This window comes from Candidatus Delongbacteria bacterium (assembly GCA_020634015.1).
GTDB lineage: Bacteria > CAIWAD01 > CAIWAD01 > CAIWAD01 > CAIWAD01 > JACKCN01.
On record JACKCN010000005.1, the window covers coordinates 329,032 to 352,152 of the forward strand.

Below are 23,121 nucleotides of genomic sequence, written 5' to 3' on the forward strand. Positions count from 1 at the left end.
CTGCTGCAAGCCCGCGGCCGAAGCCACTGGCAATCCGGCCTCGGCCTCCATGGCGGTCGACTCGTGTTGTGGTGCGGACGAGCGGGTCGCGGCCGAACAGGACTCCTCCCCCGACACGGTCGCACAGTCTCCCGACGGGTGCGGCGACCGAGCGTCCGCGAACGCCTGCCAATGCGGATGCCCTTGCGGCAGCCCGTCAACGAATCTGGTCCATCCCGGACCGAAAATGCCCCGCCTGTTTCCGGCCAGCACGAATTCTCAGCTGGCCAGCCGGACACTGTGGATTCCGGCCGGATTCCGCGCCACTCTCAAGCAGCCCCCCCGATCCATCCTTCCCTTGTAGAGCCTGAACTCCGTCTCGCAGTCTCAGCGCAGACGGCCCCAAGCATCAAGCCGGAAGGAATCTCTCATGAACCTCATACCAACAGGCCTGCCTCGGCAGGTCCTGCTGCTTGCCGCCATCCTGGCGGCCACCATCCCGGGATGGGCCGCCCGCATCCAGGGCCATGTCCGGAGCGCGGATGGACAACCCCTCAGCGGGGTCAATCTGGTCCTGGTGTCACGCTCGATGGGAGCCGCCAGCGCCGTGGACGGCAGTTATCTGATCAGCGGAATTCCCGCCGGACGCTTCATTCTTGAGGTGAGTTGCCTGGGTTACACCTCTCGTCGACTGCCACTGGCTCTCGACGAGGATGAGAATCTGGACCTGGACCTGCAGCTCGAACCCGCTGCGGTGGAACTGGACGCGCTGGTGGTCACGGGACGCACCGCGGATGGCCTGCAGTCGTCCCGGACCGCGCGGGTGGAGGTGGTGGAACAGCAGGAGTTGACACGTGCCTCGACCGACGGCGGCCTGCTGAGTTCGCTCGCCTCGCGCACCGGAGTGGACACCCGTCCCTGCGCCCTCTGCGGCGCGGCGGGCGTGGGTCTGCAGGGACTGGACCCCTCGTACACGGAAATCCGCGTCGATGGACTCAGCCTGTACGGCGGCCTGGGCGGAATCTATGGGCTGGATGGCATCGGCGTAGCGGGCCTGCAGCAGGTTGAACTGAGCAAGGGAGTCTCCTCGGCCGGTGCCGGTTCCGGTGCCATGGCCGGCTCGCTCAATCTGGTCAGTGCCCAGACCCAGACCCGTTCGACTCTCAGCATTGGAATTCAGGGGGGCGACACCCAGCGCCACCTCTTCGAATCCTCTCTGGTTCGACCCGTGGGACGTGCCAGTGCCCAGGTGGATGCCGCGTACTACGCCGAACCCGATCTGCTCGACCGCAACAACGACGGCCTGAGCGACACGCCCTCGATCGGACGCGGCAGGTTGGCCTTTCGGTTGAGCCGCGATGAAAGCGGCTGGGGGGCGCGGGCGGCCGTGCAGGCCCTCGCGGAACGCCGGGTGGCCGGTGACACACGCTGGACGCGCGCCGACCGGGGCAGCGAACTGATCTACGGACGCGAAATCCTGACTCGCCGATTCGAAACCACCCTGTCGGGCAAGCGCGTGACGAGTGCCGGTGACATCCGGCTGGATGCGGGCCTGGCCGTGCACCGCCAGGATTCCTGGTACGGCCCCACCAACTACGATGCCCTCCAGCGACGGCTGAACCTGCGAGCGGGCTGGCTGAGGACCTGGTCCCCGGCCCAGAGTACCGAGCTTGCGCTGGAGTATCTGCAGGACGATTACCAGGACAATCTTGAACTGGCCAGCCCAACGGACCGCCTCGTGCGTGTGCCATCCATGCTGCTGCATCACGTCTGGACCCCGGGGCCACAGGTTGGTCTGGAGAGTTCGCTGCGTACCGAGAAGCACATCGGTGGCGAGCTGGTGGGCATTCCCCGTCTGGCCCTGCGCTGGGAACCTGTGCGCGACTGGCAGGTGCGCCTCGCGGCAGGCAGCGGTTATCGGCCCGTGACACTCTTCAGTCTGGACAAGGCGGCTCACGCCGGTTTTGATGGGATCGATGTCCCGTCGCGCCTGCGCCCTGAACGCAGTCGCAATCTGAGCGCGGGTCTGCGCTGGTCCACCGGCGACCTTGAGTCACGCCTGACGCTGGATGGCACGCTGTTCCGCACCGATTTCAGCGACAAGGTGGTGCTCAGCTGGGACGAGGTTCTGGGCATCACGCGTTACGCCAACGCGGACGACGCGTTCAGTCAGGGGCTTGAACTGCGCGCAGAACTGTTGCTTGTGGGGCGCTGGCGCCTGGACGCGGGCGGCACCTGGTCGCGCGTGCGTTACCGGTATACGGAACCGGCCCATGCGGGAGACATGGCCCTGAACCAGTGGCACGACGAGCACCTCAATCCCTTCTGGACCGCACGGGCCCAGCTCAAGCGTCTCTGGGCAGAGCAGGCCGTGGAGGCCTCGCTGACCTTGCGCTCGACGGGTCCTCAGGTGTTGCCCGAAGGCCGCGGCAAGACCTATACACCGACCTATCACCTGCTGGATCTGGATCTGCAGAAGTCCCTGGCCAACTGGACCTTCGGCTTGCGCGTCGAGAACCTGACGGACTGGGTCCAGCCCGACGCCCCGCTGGTGACGACAGCCACGGGCCAGACCGTGGACGCCGCCCTGATCTACGGCCCCATGCTGGGGCGCACGATTCTGGCCCGAGTGCAATGGACCTACCAGAAAGGAAGTGACTCATGACTCACGCACTTCGACTGAACCTGCTGGCACTTGCCGTGCTTGCTGGCGCCACCGCGCATGCCGGCCTGGTGGAAGTGGACGTACCCGAGCGCGCCCTCTGCACCATCTGTACCGGCTCGACTCCCCACCCCCCGGAGACTCCCGCCGTGTGGAGCATGATGGACGACACGCCGGTCTACTTCTGCAATGAATTGTGTCTCAAGGAATTCGAAACCGACCCCGAGACCTTCTACTCCCGGGCCCTGCATTCGGTGATGGCCAAAGATGCCGAGGGCACCGTACAGGCCGTCTGCAGCGGACAGGGGTCGCCCGTGCTCGTCGCGCGACACGGTGATCCGCTGTTGGAGTCCGCGGATCTGGAATCCCGGCTGGGCCTGGATCAAGGGTCGGGTCTGCGTGTGATGGTGCTGGTCGATCCCATGGTTCCCACGGTGTCACCGAAGCCCGGAGAAGGCGCAGCCTGGTCCGTGGCCGAGGGGGTGATGACCCTGCTGGGACTCAGCGAGACTCTGCCGCTGGCTCTGCTGGACGGAGAGTGTCATGTCGTGCGCAGGATGAGTCTGGGCGAACTGGACAGCAAGGAATGAAGGAATTCAGAGGGCCAGGTCCTCGTCGATGAAATGCACCTCATGGCTGCGGTAGACACCGGCTTCGTAGACGAATCGGGCCATGAAACGACGGTCGGCCAGCACCCAGGGCAGGAAGTGGCGGTCGCCTTCCCAGAGCGGCAGCTCGAGCAGCTGCTCGCGGGGGACCCATTCCAGGGCTCCCTCCGCAGGGTCGGCGGACAGTGTTCCCTGAGGCTCGAAGGCCCTGTATAGGAACACGGACCAGTCGCGCGTGCCGTCGAAAGCTGGAAAGGCGATGTGTCCACTGAAGCGGATGCGCCCCGGTCGCAGACCGCATTCCTCGTGCAGCTCGCGCAGCACGCAGTCCAGCGGGCTTTCACCGGGATCCAGTTTTCCGCCCAGACCATTGTACTTGCCGTAGTGCACATCGTCCGCTCGCGAATTGCGATGCAGCATCAGGACCTGGCCGTCGTGCTCCAGGTAACAGAGGGTGGCTTCGATGGGTGGCATGCAGTCTCAGCTGTTCTCGGGGCCGAAAGCGCGACACAGGCGGTCGGCCAGTTCGTGCGGGGGAATGGCCGAAGGCGAGGGGTTTCCGCGTCCGTCCTCGAATCCCAGAATCACTGGAAAGCGTCGTCCCACGGTACGCTCGAAGGGATGGACTTCCTGCGCCAGATTCCACCAGCCTTCGTTCTTCTCGCGCTCGATCAGGCGATTGACGATCTGGCTCAGCGGGCTGTGATCCAGAAACCAGGCACGCGGGCGTGCCGAGGGGCGAAAGCCCGGAGCGCGCCAGCGTCCCACAGGATCGGACCACATGTAGGCAGGGTAGAGCAGGTCGTGGTACCAGCCCTCGCGGGCTTCCACACTGATCAATTGCACGCGTTCTCCATCCAGTCGATTGCGGGCCCGGCAGGAGAGCAGGGCCGGATCGTCCAGGCAGGCGTCCGGTGGTGAAATGCGCAGAGCCTTGTAGTACACGCCCTTGTGCAGACGGCGCGGCAGCAGATAACTGACGAAACGCCGGTGGATCAACTGACGTTCGATCTGACCCGACTGCAACAGTCCCAGCGAATGTGTGTCCGGGCGCAGGTCCGCGCTGAAGGGCTCGCTTTCCAGAATCGCGGGCAGGTGGCGGAAACAGCTCTCGAAGGTGTGGGCTTCGTCTTCGCCGCAGTTGCGTGCGTTGCGAAAGATTTCCTGCAGGCGCTGGTAGACGGTGCTGGCGCCGTCGCCGCCCCAGGACTGGAAGAGCCCCATTTCGGCCACTTCGATCATGCGTTCGCGGTACTTGCTGGCGATCGCCGGATGCAGCAGGGCGAAGGCCGCCAGCACGCTGTCCACATCCAGCCTGCGAGCCTGGACGGCGCCCACGGCCGGAGGACCGTCGAAGAGGATCAGGTTGAGCGCGATCTCGGTGCAGGTGCCGGCCTTGAGGCGCGCGGGAGTGCCACTGGGACGCCAGGGGCTCAGTTCCATATCGCCGGCACGGGCTTCCTCGTTTTCGGGCAATCCGCCCACCAGAAATCGGCGCTGGGCAGTTTCCTCGAGGGTCAGTTCCTGTCCGGTTGCATGAAAATTGAGTGCCATCCGCCCTGCATTCCTCCCTGATGAATTGGGCGCCAAGGTAGCGTTTTCAGCGTACCCCGGCGCCTTGGGGGCCTCCCCCTTTATCGGCGGCTTGCACCCACGCTTGCCGATCAGCATGGCGAAACCCCGGTCGCCAGGAGGATCTTGTTTTGCAAAGCCTGTGAAAACAATCAGATGCGTACTGTGGGTGAAACAAAAAAAATGTGTTGGGGTGCATTTTGACTGGTTTGTCAGTATTCCCTTGGCTAGCTTCACGCCCAACTCCAGAGTCTGACAAGGGCGGCGAGGTCCGGAAGTCGCCTCAATCGGACGCGCGGGGAGTGGAAGCCTGCCGCCTCCTCTCTGAGCACTGGCCCCCAACCACCTCTTAAGGAAAGATCTTACCCATGACTGTGTCCAAGACTTCTGTCCTGGGCGCTTTGCTTGCTTTGGCCATTTCGGCCGGTGCCAGTGGAGCCCCGGACATGCGCGTGGAAGCTGGTGACCTGCTGCTGAGCTGGACTGTCTCCGGAATGGAAATCACCCCGCTGACTCTTCATGGTCAGGAGTGGTTGCAGGTCAACGCAGGTTCGCAGGTCAACCCGATCGGCATCGAGGGTGCTCCATCCGTGCCCGCCTGGCACGAGTGGATCCGGCTCACGGATCTGGGCGGCTTGCAGGCGGACATCGTCTCGCAGAGCTGGAGCGAACTGGAGGGAACCGTGGTTCCCGAGCAGGAGCGTGAGTTCGGCCCGGGCGATCTGCCGCTGGCCTGGAGTCAGGACACGCAGTGCTATGCCACACCCGGCTGGTATCCGGAACACATCGTGGAGCTTGGCGCGCCCGTCCTGCTGCGCAACAACCGGCTGGCCCAGCTGACCGTGCATCCCGTGCAGACCGACCCGGTGCTCAACCGGACTCGTGTGCTGGATGAATTGACCGTGCGTGTCACATTCACCGATCTGGATCCGCGCAATCCGCGCCTGGTCCAGTTGCCCGTGGACACCTCGGTGCTCAATCAGGTTCTGGCGAGCACGGTCATTGCCCGCCCCGGCGAAGAGAGTCTGCGCGACATCTTCGACATCCGCACTCTGCCGGGGACCTATCGCGTCTACGCGCGCACCAATGCCGTCGCGAACAATGCCGTTCTGCAGAACCTGCTGAACTGGAAGCGCGAAAAAGGGCATGTGGTGAATGTGGTCACGGCCGCGGACATGGGCGGTTCCTGGAATTCCAGCACCATCCGCAACGACATCAGCAACGCCTACTTCAACAGCAGCACACCCCCGGACTACGTGCTCCTGATCGGCGATCCCAGTGCGACCAGCAGCAGTGACTATTATCTGCCCTGCGGTGATACAAGCTCCGACGGTACCCAGGATCATTACTACGCCATGATCGAGGGCAACGACAACCTGGGTGATGTGGCCGTGGGCCGTTTCTCGGTGAACAACGTCTCCCAGCTGCAGGCCGTGGCCAACAAGGTGCTGGTCTACGAGACCGCACCGCAGACCGCGGACGCCGGCATGGAATGGTTGGACCGGGCGGCCCTTGCTGTGGGCTACGATGCCCTGAGCATGCGCCAGCTGTCGCAGTCGATCATTGACGACATGATTTCCGATGGAATGGACCCCGCGGGCATCGCGACCCGCTACGGGGGCACCTCCGATTCCCAGGGGAGCTGGGTCAGTGGCCAGTTCGGCTCGGGTATCGGCCTGTACAATTACAGAGGATGGATCGGAATGAACGGGGTGAGTGCCTCGTTCGTGGACAACAATTCCAATTTCCTCAATGCCTATCGCACGCCGGTCGCGGCCGTGTTCACCTGTTCCACGGGCGACTTCAATGGGGGCTACTCCACGACGGAAGCGCTGCTGGTCAAGGGCAGCGTGGCCGAACCCCGGGGAGCCGTGGCGTCAATGGGACTGGCCACCAGCCTGACCCACACCGCATACAACAATGTGCTGGTCGGCGGATTCTGGAGCGCCGTGCTGGATCACGGGCTGGACCAGATCGGCCCCGCGATGTTCTTCGGCAAGCAGACTCTGGTGATGAACATGCCCAACGGCGACGCCAGCGCCGATGCCTTCTCGCGCCGTGCCAACCTGATGGGTGACCCCGGCATGGACATCTGGGTGGGAATCCCCGAGATCCTTAGTGTCCAGCTGGCCGCAGGCGGTACGACGATTCCGCTGGGTTCCGGCGTCCAGGACTTCCTGGTTCTGTCGAACGGAACTCCCGCCGAGGGCATCGCCGTGTGTCTGTACCAGTCCGGCAATGTATTCCAGCGTGGAACGACCGATGCCAGCGGCCATGTGCTGCTGGATGCTTCGGGTGCCAGCGCCGGGGCCCTGAAACTGACCGCGAGCCGCAGCCGTCACCTGCCCGACCGCCAGACTCTGACTGTGGTCAGCCAGAACAACTTCGCCGGTGTGACGACCTTGGGAGTCACGGGTGATGGCCTGGCTGCCCCCGGCGAAAGCGTGAGCTTTCTGCCCACGGTGAGCAATCCCGGAGCCACGGCCATTGCGGGCCTGAGCTGCACCCTGAGCATGGATCCCGCCTACGGCACGGTGAACGACAATTCTTCTGCCTGGCCCACGATCGCCGCGGGTGGAACCGCCGGCGCTAGCAATGCCCTGCAGGTCACCCTGGCCGGTGATCTGGCCGACGGCACACAGGTGCCGCTGACCTTCCAGTTCAACTCCACGACTCTGACCAGTTGGACCGAAACCGAATTCCTGACCGTGAATGCCCCGCGCCTGGAGGCCTCCTCGCTGACCTTCAGCCCGGGCGGTACACTGCTGCAGCCGGGCACCACGGCCTCGCTGAGTCTGACACTTGGCAATCTGGGCACTCTGGATGCCAGTTCCCTGAACCTGAGTCTTGCGTCCGCCGGGGATCCCTTCGTGAGCGTGACGTCCGGTGTCTTCAATGGATTCAGTGCCAACGCGGGAGGTTCCGGCGTGGCCACCTTCCAGCTGTCGGCAGACCTGCACAGTCTGCGTGGTCATCAGGCCTCGCTGCCACTGACGTGGAGCGGAGGCGGGCTGAGCGGGCAGACCATGGTCAGTGTCACCGTGGGATCGTCGGGCAGCGCCAGCCCCACAGGCCCCGATGCCTGGGGTTATCGTGCCATCGAGAATACGGACTTCCACAGCCTCGCCCCTGAGTATCAGTGGATCGAGATCGCGACTCCGGCAGGTGGAAACGGCACGTTCATCAATCTGGGCGATACGGGCAACGAACTTGATGCCGCCCAGCTGGTGACCCTGCCCTTTGCTTTCACTTACTACGGACAGAGCTATACCCAGATGGCCGTGTGCTCCAATGGCTTCGTGACTTTTGATGAGAATGGCGAGAACCAGACCGACTTCCGCAATCACTTCTTCCCCAGTGGACTGGGGCCCGACGCGATGATCGGTGTCAACTGGGACGACCACAAGAGCAGCGGCACGAATGGCGTGTATGTCCAGTACATCCCCGCGCAACACGCCTACGTGGTGGAATGGTACCAGATGACGCACAATCCCAGCGGAGGAACCAACACCTTCCAGTTGGTGATGTATGACCCGGCGTTCCATGCCACTCCCACGGGTGACGCGCCTTTCAAGATGCAGTACGCCGTCTGGAACAACATCCAGTCCGGCAACTCGGACTTTGACTACTGCTCCGTGGGCATCAAGGACCAGACATCGAGTGTGGGTCTGAACCTGACCAACTTCAACATCGAAGCCGCCACCATCGAAAGTTTCGAAGCCGGTCGCGCGATCCTCTTCACCACGGAAGTGGGGGCCTTCGATGATTCCGACACCCAGGCACCCGTGCTGCTGGTTTCCAGTCCGGCCGTGGTCGAGCCCGGGGTGTCGCCCGTGATCCATGCAACCATCACCGACCAGTCCGGCGTGCTCTCCGCGACCCTGTACTACAGCACCAACGGCGTCAACTTCACTCCGGTGGCGATGAACCCGAATGGAAACCTGTGGGATGCCGCGATTCCCGCATACTCGCTCGGGACCATGGTCTGGTATTATGTCTACGCGGTGGACAGCTCCGACAACGGCAATTCCACCACCAGTTCCACGTACAGCTATACCGTGGTCGAAGGCAATCCGCCAAGTGGTCCGGACGCCTACGGTTACCGGATCTACGACATTGACGACGCGGGTGAGTCTCACGATTTTGCCTGGGTCGACATCAGTGGAATCGGGACGCTGCTGACTCTGGGCGACGATGCCGCCAGTGTGATCACCCTGCCCTTCCCGATCGTGTACTATGGAAACTCCTTCACCCAGATGAGCATCTGCAGCAATGGCTTCGTGAATCTGGGTGGGTCCACCTACACGGCATACAGCAACACGGGACTTGCCAGCAACGGCGGAACCAGCGACATGATCTGCGCCTTCTGGGACGACCTGAACCCGAACAACGGCGGCAATGTGCGCTATTACGATGACGTGGAGAATGACCGCCTGGTGGTGTCCTGGATCGGCGTGCCGCACTTCAGCGGTGGTGGTCCGGAGAGCTTCCAGATCGTGTTCTACAATCATGAGAGCTATCCCACGGTCACCGGAGACACTCCCTTCCACCTGCAGTATCAGGTGGTGGATACTCCGTCCGGCTGCACGGTGGGCATGCAGAACTCGGGCCGCAACGATGGCATCCAGTACCTGTACAATGGTGGTTACGAGACCAACGCCGAAGTCCTGGTCAATGGCCAGTCGCTCTGGGTGACCACGGGCACCGCCTTCGTGCCGCCTCCGGTTCCGGAGCCCGTGACGGACCTGCACATCCAGTACTCGCTGCCCTGGCTGACCCTGAGCTGGACCGCCACCAACGGCGACAGCTACGCGGTGTTCCAGGATGACAATCCCTACGGCACCTTCAGCGATGCGGTGGGCACAACCACCCAGACGAGCATTCAGGTGCTGATCGGATTGCACAAGTACTTCCGCGTCACCACCGTGATCAACGACCCCGCGCGCCAGGTCATGCCCGAGCATGCCCCCATTCGCGTGCTTCGAACCGAATCAACCAGCAAGTGAATCACGGGTGAGCCGGTCGTGTGGCCGGCTCACCTCTTTCCGGAGATCCCCCGATGAGACTTTGGCAGACGATTCTGGGCACAGCCCTGGTGGGCGGCCTGATGGCGGGGGGAGCACAGGCTTCCTCGGTCACTCACATGACGACGGGTCCCAGCGCTCGTCTGGTGAATTCCAGCCCCCAGCAGGATGGCGTGCTGGGCGGCGAGATCCGCATCGAGTTTCCCGCGCTCTCGCTGCAGCCTCTGCGCGAGAACGGGCAGAGCTTCCTGCATGCGACCATGGACGGCTGCGGTCTGGTGGACCGTCCCGGACTCCCCGAGCTGCCCAGCTGGAGCCGTTTGGTCGAGATTCCCGATCGCAGCGACGTGCGCTTCGAGCTGATCGAAGAGGATGTGGAATACCTGGAACTGGATCAGCCGCTTTACCCTCAGCAGGACCGGGTGGTGGACACCTCGCGCGAACTGCCGATGCCCTTCCTGCAGGATGATTCCTGGCAGGCGCAGCCCAGCTTCCCTGCTGAAGGATTCGTGCACGGTGAGCCAGCGCTGGTACGCAATCATCGCGTGGTCAAGCTGACCGTGTTCCCGGTTCGGGTCGTCGATGGCGGGCAGCGGCTTCGGATCGTGCGAAGCATGAGCGTGCGGCCCGTCTTCGAGGGCAGCAACCCTGTGAACACGCGCGACTACCGGATCGCCCGCGCGGACTCGCCTTTCAGTCGCACGATCGAGAATCTGATGGTCAACGCGTCCTCGAACAGCAATCAGAATCAGCGCGAGATCTTTGACCAGACCCCCGAGCCCGGGACCTATCTGATCATCGCCCGCAATACGACGATCACCAACGATCCCTATTTCATCCAATTCGTGAACTGGAAGCGCGAGAAGGGTCACAAGGTATACATCGCCGGTGAGTCGGAAATCGGTGGCTGGAGCAACAGCGACATTCTGGCCTATACCCAGAACGCCTATCAGAACTGGGCCGATACTCCCGATTACCTCCTGCTGATCGGCGACACGGGAACCGCGGATGCCTACCAGTTGCCCGGAGGCGCGGGCGATACCTACAGTGGTGAACAGGATCACTACTACGCCAAGCTCGAAGGAAATGACATCCTGGGCGACATCGCCGTGGGGCGCATTTCCGTGAGCAACAGCACACAGCTGGCCAACGTGATGAACAAGGTGCTGCTCTACGAGCGCAATCCCGGCGGGCAGGCCAACAACACGGAATGGTTGTCCCGTTCGGCCCTGGCCACCGGTTATGATGCCAACAGCATGATCCAGCTCAGCCGCAGCATTGCCCAGGCCCAGATTGCCCAGGGTTTCACCAGCATCGACAGTTCCTGGTATCCCAGCACCAATTCCACCTGGGTCGAGCAGGTCTACAATTCGGGAATCAACTTCTACAACTACCGTGGCTGGATTGGAATGAACGGCGTGAGTGCCACCTGGGTCGACAGCCATTTCAGCAACGTGGGACACCCGACCGTGTCGGTGATCTTCACCTGCGCCACCGGTGACTTCAACAATGGCTATGCCACCACGGAAGCCTTCCTGCGCAATGGCAGTGTGCCCAGCCCCAAGGGCGGTGTCTGCGCGCTGGGCTTTTCCACGGCCAACACTCATACCGCCTACAACAACGCCATCGTGGGCGGGTTCTGGAACGGTGCTCTGGAGTATGCGTTCCCCGAAGTGGGTGTATCGCTGTTCATGGGCAAGGTCACCCTCTACCTGACCATGCCTCCCGGCGACAGCAATCCCGAGAACTTCGCCAACTGGGCCAACCTGATGGGCGATCCGGGCCTCTACCTCTGGCTGGGCCAGCCCGACCCCTTGACGGTGACTCACAGCAGCGTGCTGGCCAGCGGACAGAGCCATCTGCCCGTAACGGTCCTGTCCGAGGGGCATGTGCTCGCGGACGCGGTGGTCTGCGTGACTCTTCCCAACGGCTCCTTCCAGTCCCGCGTGCTCACCGACAGCAATGGGCAGGCGCTTGTGCCGCTGGCGGGCATGGGTGCCGGAACACCCCGTCTGACCGTGAGCAAGGCCAACCATCTGGTCTATCAGAGCGATCTGAGCGTGGGCACCTCCGCGGCCTGGGCCGAGGTGTCCGATCCGGGCATCCCTGGCGATGGGCTTGCCACCCCCGGGGAATCCCTGAATCTGCTGCCCGTGCTGCAGAACACGGGCAATGCCACGACCCTCACCGGACTGAGTGCCGTCGTGAGCGTCGATGGGGCATACGGTACCCTGAGCGACAACACCATCAGCTGGCCCTCGGTGAATGCCGGCTCCAGCGCGGCCGCTTCCAGTGGTTGCGTGCTGCAACTGAATGCCGATCTGGCCGATGGCACCATTGTGCCGCTTCAGCTGACGATCAGCAGCGGCCAGGGCTCTTTCAGCGATGTGGTGGAAGTGCCCGTCAGTGCTCCCTTCCTGATGAATACGGGACTCAGCTTCCTTCCCGGTGGCAGTCAGATCGGCCCCGGCCAGAGTGCCAGCATGTCCGTGGATCTGGGCAACATGGGCAATCTGCCCGCCAGCGGCATGGCCTACACACTGAGCAGTGCCGACCCCTTCGTGAGTGTCACGCAGGCGACTGATACGGGCGGCAGCCTGCCCGTGGGCGGCACCCAGACCGTGCAGTTCGAGATCCAGGCCGACAATGGCGCCTTCGGGGGCTACCTGGCTCAGTTGAGTCTGGGCTGGACGGCCAACGGCGTGATCCAGGGCTCGATTCCCCTGACCGTGCCCGTGGGTGTGGCGACCGCCGAGTCACCGACCGGACCGGATTCCTACGGCTATCGGGTCTACGAGGACACCGATTCCAACACCGAGTCTCCGATCTTCAACTGGATTCCCCTGGCCCCCGAAGAGGGTGGCAGTGGGACCGCCCTGGCGATCAATGACTTCGGCGACGAGCAGGACGATGCGGTGCGCCTGACCCTGCCCTTCAGCTTCCGCTACTACGGAGTGGACCATACCTACCTGGCCGTGTGCTCCAATGGCTTCGCGGCCTTTGGCGAGAACGCCCACGTGGAGACCGACTACCGCAACCACTACCTGCCCACGGGTCTGGGGCCGGACAACATGCTGGCCGTGATGTGGGACGACATGCTGCTGGGCAGCGGTGCCACGGTCTACAGCCAGTACTTCCCCGCCGAGCACAAATATGTGGTGGAGTGGTACAACATGCGTTTCAACAACGACAACGGTGCCCGCAATACCTTCCAGCTGATTCTCTTCGATCCGGCCTTTCATCCCACGGCCACCGGTGATGGAGAATTCGTCTACCAGTACCTGGATTTCATCAATACCCAGAGCCACAGCTACGACTTCCCCTATTGCACCATCGGCATCAAGAACGGCAACAGCACCGATGGTCTGACCGTGTCCAATTTCAACCTGCATCCCGCCAGCATCGCGGGCATCAACGATGCCAAGGCGCTCAAGTTCACCACGGATCTGGGGTCCTACAGCGACGAGGATCTGGCGCCGCCGGTGATCATCCATGTGCCGCCCGCCGTGAGCTACAGCGGTCAACCGATTCCGATTTCCGCAAGCATCACCGACAATCACGGCGTGGCCAACGCGACCATCCACTGGGATGCGGGCAATGGTTTCAGTGGTGAGTCCATGGGCAACCTCTCGGGCGATACCTGGTCGGGATTCATTCCGGCACAGCTCAGCGGGTCGGTCATTCATTATTACCTGACCGCCACGGATGTGTCGGACAATGCCAACGTGGCCACCTCGCCCACCTGGACCCTGAATGTGTACGACATCATTTTCGAAGAGCCCTTCGAAGGCACGTCCAGTTTCAGCCATGAGGCCTTCGGTGGTGGTGGTGACGAGTGGCATCTCGAATCGGCCCGCAGCCATGCCGGCAGCAGCAGCATGAAGTTCGGCGGGGCAGGCACGGCCGATTACTCCGCATCCGGTGCCGGATGGTTGACCAGCTCGCCGATCGCGATTCCTGCCGGTGCCAGCAATCTGCAGCTCAGTTTCTGGTCCTGGATCGATGGCGAAACGTCGGGCCTCTACCCTGACAGCTGCTACGACGGCGGTGTGGTGGAGTTCAGTCTTGACGGTGGCCTCTGGCAGGATGCCGTGCTCACCCCCGCCTATACCCACGCCTTGCGCGAACGCAGCGTGGTGCCTCTGGACTTCCCGAGACTGATGATCAGTGGTTCAGCCGATTGGACACAGTATGCGCTGGATGTGCCGGATGGCGTGGGCCAGGTGCAGTTGCGCTTCGGTTTCGTGAGTGACACGGGAACCAACCGCGAAGGTTGGTACGTCGACGAGGTGCGCCTCAGCGGCCAGCTGCCTCCCACTCTGGACGGAGTCACCGATCTGCACATCGTGTACGGAGCGAATACGGCCGTGCTGTCCTGGAGTCCCGTACCCGATGCCATCGGTTACCGGATCTATTCCGGCACCGATCCCTGGGCCATCACTGGCCCCTTCGTCGCCCAGGTGGTGGATCCATTCTGGGTGGACGCTGTCGGCGGCACGCCACGCAAGTTCTATCTGGTGACCGCGATTCGCTGAGCGATCATCCATTGACATGCCAAGGGGCCGCTGTGTTCGCAGCGGCCCCTTGTTGTATCCGGCAGACTGGTTCCAATTGTTCTTGTGGCCGCAGCCTTGTCGGTTCCCTGCAGGCGTGCGGCTGTGCCCTGGCACCTGTCACACGGATGGTCACGGGATTCGGCGGCCAGCAGGAGTCAGGGCTCGGTCTGCCCAAGGAAAAGCCGGCATGCCCTGCAGGGCACACCGGCTTTCTCGTGTAGGTGGTATCCGGCTTACTTCAGCAGGAACAACTTGCTGGTGAGCGCACCCTGGGGTGTTTCCAGTCTCAGCAGGTAAACGCCCGTCGCCAGTGCGCCGGCGTTCCATTCCAGATCGTGCTCACCGGCCGCGAGCGGCTGGTCGTTCAGCAGACGCTCCACCAGGCGGCCCGACAGATTGTAGACGGAGAGCCGCGTGCGGGCGCTTTCGCTCAGCCGGAAGTGGATGCGTGTTCCCGGGTTGAAGGGATTGGGGGCGGCGGACAGCTCCATTGCCACCGGTCGTGCCGGCGGAATCTGGATGCCCGTTTCCTCGATCACACCTTGCAGAACCAGGTCGTCGATGTACCAGCCTTCGCGTGCTCCACCGTTGTCACTGCCGAAGCGGAAGCCGAACTGCACGGTCTGGCCATTCCAGTCGCTCAGATCGATTTCGCAGGGCTGCCAGCCGAACAGACCGGAGAAACAAGGTGTTCCGCCCTGGAAATTGTGCGAGGCTGGTGCGCCGCCTCCAGACTGGGCGCGGAACCAGGCATTGTATCCACCCGAGAGTGGCGCAAGCTGGGTCCAGTCTACACCGTTGGTACTGATTTCAACGATGCCACCATCGTAGGCACTGTCCGGGAAGGCGGAAGAGGTTTCCGCATCCATCCGGTGCACGAAGCTCAGGCGGCTCCAGTCCTCAAGCTCAACCGGTGGTGTCACCAGACGGCTGTCGGCATGGTTGGCATAGGTTCCCGTGGATGTGGAACCCGCTTTCCAGGCATGCGAGCCGCTCTGGGAATCCTCGCTGCTCAGATGCCAGGAGTCGGCCCAGCCCGTACTGGGGGCGTGGGTCCACTCGCCTTCGACCTCACATGAGTCATTGAGATACTCAGTACGGGACCCCACCGAGAGCGAGAATGGGAAGGACACCGTGTTGCCATCAGCCGTGATGTTGATCTGGAACTCAAGATCCATCGCGGCGGGGGCCGCTGCATCCAGGTTGATCGCGAAGGGAGTCAGGGACGTGCCGACCGCTTCCTGGTCCAGTGGGGGGAATGAGGAATCGGCAACCGTGATGTCCACGAAGGGGCTGGTTGAACTCAGAGTGGCACTGATGCTGTTGAGGGCCGCCGGTCCGTGATTCACCAGAGTGACGTCCAGCGTGGCGCTTTCGCCCGGGTTGAGCAGGCCGTCGCCCCCGCTGTCACTCAGGAGCTCGTGGGAGTCGTAGTAGATGCCTGCCGGGTTCATGAAGGCTTCAACGGTCGAGTGCATCTGGGTTCCGAAAGCATCGGACCAGCCCACCCAGTTGCCTTGCACCACACCGGTGGGATCGAGGATGATCGAATGGGGAATATACCCTTCGCCCCAGCTGCCGAAGAGGCTGCCGCAATTGGTCAGAATCGAAAATTCGGGTCCATACTGGCCCCAGTGGTCGATCAGGGCCTGGGCGGGTTCATTGTCTGTGTCAATGTGAAGCAGGACGAATGAGTTGGGGTCGTAGAAGGCGTGAAAATCGTTTTGAAGATGCGGAAACTCCGTATTGCAGGAGGGTCACCACGTGGCGCCGAAGTTGATCAGCACGACCTTGCCCCGCTGTTCGTAGAGGGTGGTCGCGTTGCCGTCCGTATCGACGCAGTTGAAATCCGGGGGCGTGGTGCCCACAGCGTGTGTCGCCCAGACGGGGGCTCCCACTGCCATGGTCGCCAGTGCGACCGTGATCCATCGGTTCATGGGCAGTCTCCAGAATTGTGGGATGTCATGCGGTTTGCTTGATGAAAAAGTGACAGGATGCCGCGGTCGCGGACCCGCATGAAAGAAGAAATTGTCGTTACTGTATGCAAGCAGGAAGTACAGGGCATGAAGTTTCTTCCCGGCGCCCCAGCGGTGGAGGAGCCGACAGGTGGTCCATGCGGGAGTCGCGGCTGCGAGATCATCGGCTCAATCTGCGGGTTGAGTCGTGGAGTTGACGGATTGGCCCCTGTCCCGCCGGTGGGGGAGGGGTTCGGATGAATCGGATCCTATTGTCAGGCACATCCTGCGAGGAGACCATGGGCTTCGTCGGCCATGGCGGAAAGCGGGAACCGGGAGCGAACCCGCGAGTCCACCCCGCGTGGGTGGGGGTGGTGGGAGGGGAAGTGGTGGCCAGCAAGATGGTGTCAGATGAATCACACACCGTCCCGGTTCAATTGCGCGTCCAAGGTGGGAAACGGGAACCGGGAGCAAACCCGTGAGTCCACCCCGGGCGGGTGGGGGGTGGTGGGAGGGAAAACAACTTCGCCCACTTCCGAAGTCCCCCGGGAGATCAGGATCCCACAGCCGGAGGTCCATCGTGAATCCAGCGTGCATCACATTCCCTGCAGATCAGACAGTCCGACGACGGTTCACTCCGAGTACCAATCCCAGCCCCACCAAGGATGCCACCAACCCGGGGTAGATCGGATCCAGGCCCAGCGGGTAGTCTGGCCAGCCGTCCACCAGATGCAGGCGTCCCCAGCTGAACCAGGCGATGGAGACCAGAGCTCCCGCGCCCATGGATACCAGACCCGCCCGCGAATGTGAGCCGTCTCCCGGCGGAGCCAGGTAGCTGTGCAACAGAACCGGCAGCAGTACGGGAATGCCCAGACTGGCGATGGTCAGCCACAGCTCCACCACACTGCGCATTTTCAGGGCCAGCATCGCCGCCAGCCAGGAGCAGAGCAGCACGGCCCAGCGCACGTGGCGTCGTTGCCGGTCCCCGCGCGAACCAAGGACATCCCGGGCCAGAGCCAGACCGCTGAGCAGGCTGAAGCTGTCCAGAGTCGAGAGCACGGTCACCAGCATGCCTGCGTAGAAGATGCCCCGCATCACGGGCGGCAGCAGGTCGGCCAGTTCGGGAAAGGCATAGACGGGCTGAGCCAGGTCGGGCAGCAGGGCGCGCGCGTAGAGGCCGCAGGCGGTGGTCAGCCCATCGAAGAGGACCCAGAAACCGACACTGATCAGAATGCCCCTGCGGGCTGTCCGTGGATCACGGGCGGCGGCCACTCGCTGATGGAAACCCGGATCCACGATGGTCCAGACGGCCACCAGGCCCCAGAGCAGCACCAGACTCCAGGGCAGAGCCCCGGGAATTCGAAGATGTTCGGGAGGCAGATTCGCCACCAGGAAGGGCACACCGCCATACTGGCTGACAAGCCAGACAAGCACGGCGATGAAGGCCAGGAACATCGCGAAGAACTGCAACATGTCCGTGACCAGCACGCTGCGCAGTCCACCGCGCCAGACATGGAACACGGTCAGGATCAGCGCCCAGCCCATGCCGGCTTCCAGACTGAGCCCCAGCGATCGCTCCAGCAGGATCGCGGTCATCAGCAGGTAGGGGGCCGGGGTCACCATCACCAGAGTATACAGCCCCGCCAGTTTTCCGGCAGCCCTGCCGTGACGATTGCCGATGCGCTCGGGGATGCTCAGTTCCGCGCCGTCACGCACCCGTCCGGCCAACAGCCAGGCATAGAGCAGGGCGAACACATAGTAGAACACGCCCAGAGCCAGCCAGTTGACCAGTCCCCAGGTCCAGGTGAACTCGCCCACCCCCAGGATTCCGCCATACCAGGTGCAGACCAGAGTGGCCACGAACACCGGCAGCGTGATCCGTCTGCCGGCACTGAGGAACTGGCCCTCTTCGCGCGAGGCGGCCCACCAACCGATCACGGGCGTGCCCAGCAGGGCCAGGCCCAGGATGATCAGGACTTCCGGTTCGGGGGTCATGCGCCAGTTTCCAGGGGAGTGTGGGTGAGGAACACCGGGCAGCCGCTGACCTGGACCTTGAACTCGGTGTCCAGCACGGAATTGGACACTCCATGACATCCGGCGTCCAGACTCAGCGAATGGGCGGGGAAGGCAAGCCCGGCAAGATCGATCCGGCAGGGGGTACTACCGAAGCGTACCAGCCCGACACCATCTCCGGGCTGAGCGCGGAAGACATGTTCTCCAGCGCCGAGAACCAGAATGCTGCGCGGCCCGTCAAGCAGCCGGACCTGCTGGCGGGGATGTTCGGCCAGCAGGGAGAACAATCCCAGCACATGGTCCCAGCGCGTGCCCTGCCAGCAGGCGATGTCCAGATGACTGGCTCCGCTGGTGGCTGCCCAGGCCAGTCCCTTTTCCAGGTCCGAAGAGCCTGGATCAGGGCGATGCTCGATCGGGATTCCCGCACGGCGCTGGCGCGCCAGGCTGTCCGCGTCGATACTGTCCAGGTCACCCAGGATCAGGTCAGGTTCGAGACCGGCCGTCAGCAGGTTGCCCAGGCCACCGTCCACGGCCACCGTCGTTCGCAGTGGAGGCCGTCCAGGAACCGTGCGCAAGGGCATGAGAAGCTCTTCGCCGGGGCGAATCCGGGCAAGCAGGCGCGGATCGGACGTGCCGTTCAGAACCAGCAACAGGCTGTGGCGCATGGGACTCCAGAGTGCAACGCTGTCTCCGCGGTGGATTCCGGCCGGAGTGGCCGACAATCTATCGAATTCCTCAGGCCGGCAGGGAACCGGGAGGACATGGGCGGCCTTCAAACCAGACTGAACCAGCTTCAGGGGCAGCGGACATTGATTGAGCTTGTCCGGTGGCATCCCTACTTTCACCAGGCGCCCAGTGACCGTCCGCAGGTCCGCCGTGATACCGTCATCAATCCGGGGAACCACCATGCACCTGCCCATCTCATGCCGGACGGCCACCGCCCTCCTGCTGCTGTCGGTGGCGGATTGCGGTCAGGCCTCTCTGGCCGGCTTCCCCTATCTCCAGATTCAGCCCGATGCCCGGGTGGCCTCCACGGCCGCCAGCACGGTTGCCGGTGTCAGCGGGGTTGGCGGTCTGCAACTCAACCCGGCGTCGGTGGCCGGTCTGGACGACAATCAGGCCCAGTTCCTCTGGCTGGATCACCTGCAGGACATCAACTACTTCAATACCAGCATCAGCCTCAAACGATATGCGCCGTGGATTCTCAGCGCCGGATTCAGTCATCTGGGTTATGGCAGCCTGGACGGGCGTGACGAGTTCGGCGTATCCACGGGCAGTTTCGAGAGTCAGGACAATCTTGTGTTCGTGGGTGCCGCCCGCGAACTGGGAGCTGTGCGCGCCGGTGCCAATCTCAAACTGGGATGGAGCACGATCGACGATGCGCGCGCCAGTCTGCTGGCCATGGACCTGGGCCTGCAGAGCCGCGTGGGAAAGGATTTCCTGCTGGGAGCCGCATTGCGCAACGCCGGAAAGGTGCTCAGCGATTTTGGTTCCAGTGAGACACCCCTGCCGGTCACGCTCCAGCTTGGTGTCCAGAAAAGTCTCGAACACCTTCCCTTCACCTGGTCGCTGGCCTGGGAGCAGGTGAAGGGACAGGATTCCAACATGACCGTGGGTGGCGAGTTTCTTGTGGCCCGCCGCTGGCACCTGGGGCTGGGCTACAATTTCGGACTGGGTGAGGATCGGCTGAGCGCCGTCTCCGGGGAATCCACGCGCGGACTCAGCGCAGGGCTGGGCGGACGCATCATGGAAGACTATCATTTCCATTGGGCCTGGAATTCATTCGGCGAGCTGGGCGCGCTCAACCGCTTCACCATTTCACGGACATTCCCGTGATCGATTGTCAGACATGCCGCCAGAATCTGGCCGAGCTGGATTCCGGGCAACTGGAAGAAGAACTGGCGGTCAAGGTACGCCTGCATCTGGATGGCTGCGAATTCTGTCGGTCCTGGCGCAAGCGGACCGCCAACGAGCATCACCACAGCGCAGGACCCGCGAATGGCAAGAAGCAGCATCTGGGGCTGGACCCCATTGCCATGTGGTACGAACGCTTCGAGAAACCACGCGAAACCCGCATCTCACGTCGCCGCCTGCGACTGATCCAGGCCGTGATCGTCCTGGCCGCCTTCAGCATGATGCTCCTGGGTGTCCAGATGCGCAGCGAGCGGATGAACCGGATGATTTCCCGCAGCGATGCGCCCACTGAATCACAGAATCCAGCCGCTCTGTTGACACGCGCGCTGGAACTGGATCCACCTGCGGCCGAACTCTTCTTTCCCCTCTGGCATGGCTATCGCCAGAAAGTGGATGAACTGGCTCAGTTGAATGCCTTGACACTCGGACAGCTTGAAGATGTATCACGTGACGCCTCGCCCCACAACCAGATGATACAGGTTCTCAATGTGCGCCTCGATTCCATCCAGTCGGCTCGAACTGGATTGCGCAGCGATTTTCTGGCCTCGGTTGGCCAGCGTCTGGGTCCGGAACGGGAGCATCTGCTGCGATCCAGGACCGAGCTCTGGGACCTCGATCTTTAGCCCTGAATCCAGCCATGACAGGCTTGTCCATGCTTCCAGTCCATTCAGATGCGTGATAATATTGTCTTCGTGCCGTTTTTAAGTTCCCCATTCGCTGCCTTGCGTTTCTGATGCCGAACCATCAGATTCTCCACCCTTGATCGCCTGAAACGCAAACCGACATCAGACCCGCTCGCACCACATCCTGCCGGACACGATCAGCGACTACTGATACCCTCCAATCCTGATCGGCGCCGGGGGCCCTTGTGCATTTTCCATCCATGGACCGGTACAGCCAGTCAATTGCCAGTTCTTCTTGGCGAACTCCCTGTCTGAAGGCTGCGGTCTCCATTCTGCTGATGCTGGCCGTTCGCTCCGTCCGGGGCACGACCCATACCTTCGATTCGGTTCCCATCTCTGGACAGCACACGGTGTTTCTTGCCTTTCAGTGTGACGACAAGGTGGATTCCCAATTTGTCAACATCGCCCTGGAGAAGGGCATTGCCATCGACTTTGCGCCCTATCGCAATGCGGTCACTGACATCAATGGGGATTTTCCCGGAGATCCGTATTACGATGAATGGCTCATTGGCTGGGCCCACGAACAGGGAATGGGGCTTTCGGTCCATGACCAGCCGGCAGCACCTCATCTGCTGGAGACATTCGGGCGTGATACCGTTCGCACGCGCTGGCAGATGCAGTTGGATTTCGTACGCCATTGGGGCAATCTGGGGCCGGAGGAGATTCCGGGTTTCGTCTGGGTCGGGCATCAGACGAACACGGAGCTGAGAGCGATGGCACGGCAGTTCGGATTTCCCTGGACGCGGGGAGCGCTTTCTCACAATGAGGATCTGTACTTGAACGGTCTTGGTTGGGGAAATCCTCCCGGCGCCGAGTCCTTCATGCCACCAATCATGTATCACAGATCGCTGGTCCCGTCGTGCAGCATGTATCGATTGAACACTCTGGGCAGCGGATTTCCCAAGACTTCCAGTGCAGCCGATACCACTGGTTGGTGGGCCGGAACTCACGCATTCCTTGACCAACTGTCCAGGGTGAACGGAGTGGCCTTCCTCAATCTCCACCCGGGATGGACGGGGCCCTGTCGCGAAACATGCAGCCGGGACAGTCTCTATTCGCGCTCACTGCAGCTTCCCAACGGGAATCTGATCCACTGTCGTGGACGTCAGGGCAATACGGGGCGCAACGACATCTCGGCCATGCAACTGGACTGCATTCTGGAAGCGATGGCTCATTGGGACAGTCTCAAACTGGCGAGCGACGGTGTCCGGCGTCTGGCGATCGTGCCGATCGAACAGCTGATGACCAGCTCCGTGCTGCCATGGCGCGAGGACGACACCAGCGATCCGGATATCGCGGTTGCCAATGCCTGGAGCACGCTGGACAGCCTGGTGGATTCCGGTCGGTCCTTCAGCGGGGATGTGGCCCTTCGACCTCGTGACCAGGTGTTGGTGCATGTCGATGGAACGGGCAGCATCATGGCGGGAACGGGGACGATGGACAGCCCTCTGCCTTCAACCTCCTTCAATCATCTGTTCAATTGCTCGGTCGAATTCGTGGGGCACAGCCCGGGTGATACGCTGACACTTGAGCCGGACCCAGCCATGCGTTGTGGGAATGTGCGATTCAACCTCAACGGATTGACTCTGCTTGCGGGAAGCTCCGAGCTGCCCCTGATGGAATACATGAGCAGCGCATCCCAAGGGCGATTTCTGCATCACATCGAATGGGTCAACGGAACCTTCGATTTCGCAGGAAATCACACCACCGTTGGTGTAAGCCTGGGAGACGTGGCGACGATCGCCAACCCGGTCCTTCGTCCGTCGGACCTGCATTTCCGGGGGATCACTTTCCGCGCGGGAGAGGATGCTCTCTGGTTGCGCAATGTTCATCATCCCGTTGTTGATTCATGTTTCTTCCAGGCACTGCCCGGCGTCAGTGGGGGCAGCCTGATCCGGGGCGGATCGGGATTGTACTGGCCCCGGATCCGCAACTGCGTTTTCGACCTCAGAGGCGCAGGCAATCAATCCACAGCCCTGGATTTTGGAAACAACTCCACGGACAACTGGCAGGACAGTCTGGCCATCGTGAACAACATCTACATCACCGGTACCGGAAGTCACACCGTGATCCGGATGCCGGCGCATGCCAACCTTGATTCGTCAGGGGTGGGGCGCAAACTGCGATTGGGAGGCAGCTACGTCATCAGCAATCG

General features: G+C 62.5%; 13 protein-coding genes. 7 read left to right on the forward strand and 6 right to left on the reverse strand.

The window, feature by feature from the left end; genetic code table 11:
* The first annotated feature begins 409 nt into the window (after positions 1-409).
* Together H6678_11510 and H6678_11515 are read left to right on the forward strand one after the other, a co-directional pair.
* Positions 410-2,644, forward strand: coding sequence for a TonB-dependent receptor (locus H6678_11510; protein MCB9474429.1), 2,235 nt, complete (start codon positions 410-412; stop codon positions 2,642-2,644).
* Positions 2,641-3,231, forward strand: coding sequence for a hypothetical protein (locus tag H6678_11515; GenBank protein MCB9474430.1), 591 nt, complete (start codon positions 2,641-2,643; stop codon positions 3,229-3,231). The genes H6678_11510 and H6678_11515 overlap by 4 nt, the downstream gene beginning before the upstream one ends.
* Before the next feature lie 6 nt (positions 3,232-3,237).
* On the opposite strand, the gene H6678_11520 is transcribed toward H6678_11515, so the two are convergent.
* Together H6678_11520 and H6678_11525 are read right to left on the reverse strand one after the other, a co-directional pair.
* On the reverse strand, positions 3,238-3,723 hold the full coding sequence (locus H6678_11520; GenBank protein ID MCB9474431.1) for an 8-oxo-dGTP diphosphatase: 486 nt from the start codon (positions 3,721-3,723) through the stop codon (positions 3,238-3,240).
* A gap of 6 nt (positions 3,724-3,729) precedes the next feature.
* Positions 3,730-4,803, reverse strand: a complete 1,074-nt coding sequence (locus tag H6678_11525) for a hypothetical protein (GenBank protein ID MCB9474432.1) — start codon at positions 4,801-4,803, stop codon at positions 3,730-3,732.
* Positions 4,804-5,189: 386 nt separating this feature from the next.
* On the opposite strand from H6678_11525, the gene H6678_11530 reads away from it, so the two are divergent.
* Both H6678_11530 and H6678_11535 read left to right on the forward strand, forming a co-directional pair.
* Complete coding sequence (locus tag H6678_11530) at positions 5,190-9,827, forward strand: hypothetical protein (protein ID MCB9474433.1); 4,638 nt, start codon at positions 5,190-5,192, stop codon at positions 9,825-9,827.
* A gap of 53 nt (positions 9,828-9,880) precedes the next feature.
* The gene (locus H6678_11535; protein ID MCB9474434.1) at positions 9,881-14,380 is read left to right on the forward strand and encodes a hypothetical protein; all 4,500 of its coding nucleotides are present in this window, start codon (positions 9,881-9,883) and stop codon (positions 14,378-14,380) included.
* A gap of 254 nt (positions 14,381-14,634) precedes the next feature.
* Here the strand turns inward: H6678_11535 and H6678_11540 are convergent, their stop codons facing one another.
* The 4 genes from H6678_11540 to H6678_11555 form a co-directional block, all read right to left on the reverse strand.
* The gene (locus H6678_11540; GenBank protein ID MCB9474435.1) at positions 14,635-15,879 is read right to left on the reverse strand and encodes a T9SS type A sorting domain-containing protein; all 1,245 of its coding nucleotides are present in this window, start codon (positions 15,877-15,879) and stop codon (positions 14,635-14,637) included.
* Positions 15,880-16,158: 279 nt separating this feature from the next.
* Positions 16,159-16,338: a hypothetical protein gene (locus tag H6678_11545; GenBank protein ID MCB9474436.1), complete on the reverse strand. Its 180-nt coding sequence runs from the start codon at positions 16,336-16,338 to the stop codon at positions 16,159-16,161.
* A gap of 630 nt (positions 16,339-16,968) precedes the next feature.
* Positions 16,969-18,351 carry a sodium:solute symporter family protein gene (locus H6678_11550; GenBank protein ID MCB9474437.1) on the reverse strand — a complete coding sequence of 461 codons (1,383 nt, stop codon included), beginning with the start codon at positions 18,349-18,351 and terminating at the stop codon, positions 16,969-16,971.
* Complete coding sequence (locus tag H6678_11555) at positions 18,348-19,034, reverse strand: thiamine diphosphokinase (protein ID MCB9474438.1); 687 nt, start codon at positions 19,032-19,034, stop codon at positions 18,348-18,350. The genes H6678_11550 and H6678_11555 overlap by 4 nt, the downstream gene beginning before the upstream one ends.
* A gap of 241 nt (positions 19,035-19,275) precedes the next feature.
* Here H6678_11555 and H6678_11560 point away from each other — a divergent pair, with 241 nt between their 5' ends.
* The 3 genes from H6678_11560 to H6678_11570 form a co-directional block, all read left to right on the forward strand.
* Positions 19,276-20,205, forward strand: coding sequence for a hypothetical protein (locus tag H6678_11560; protein MCB9474439.1), 930 nt, complete (start codon positions 19,276-19,278; stop codon positions 20,203-20,205).
* On the forward strand, positions 20,202-20,906 hold the full coding sequence (locus H6678_11565; GenBank protein MCB9474440.1) for a hypothetical protein: 705 nt from the start codon (positions 20,202-20,204) through the stop codon (positions 20,904-20,906). The genes H6678_11560 and H6678_11565 overlap by 4 nt, the downstream gene beginning before the upstream one ends.
* A gap of 440 nt (positions 20,907-21,346) precedes the next feature.
* Positions 21,347-23,121 (forward strand): hypothetical protein (locus tag H6678_11570; GenBank protein ID MCB9474441.1); only part of this gene is annotated, 1,775 nt, incomplete at its 3' end.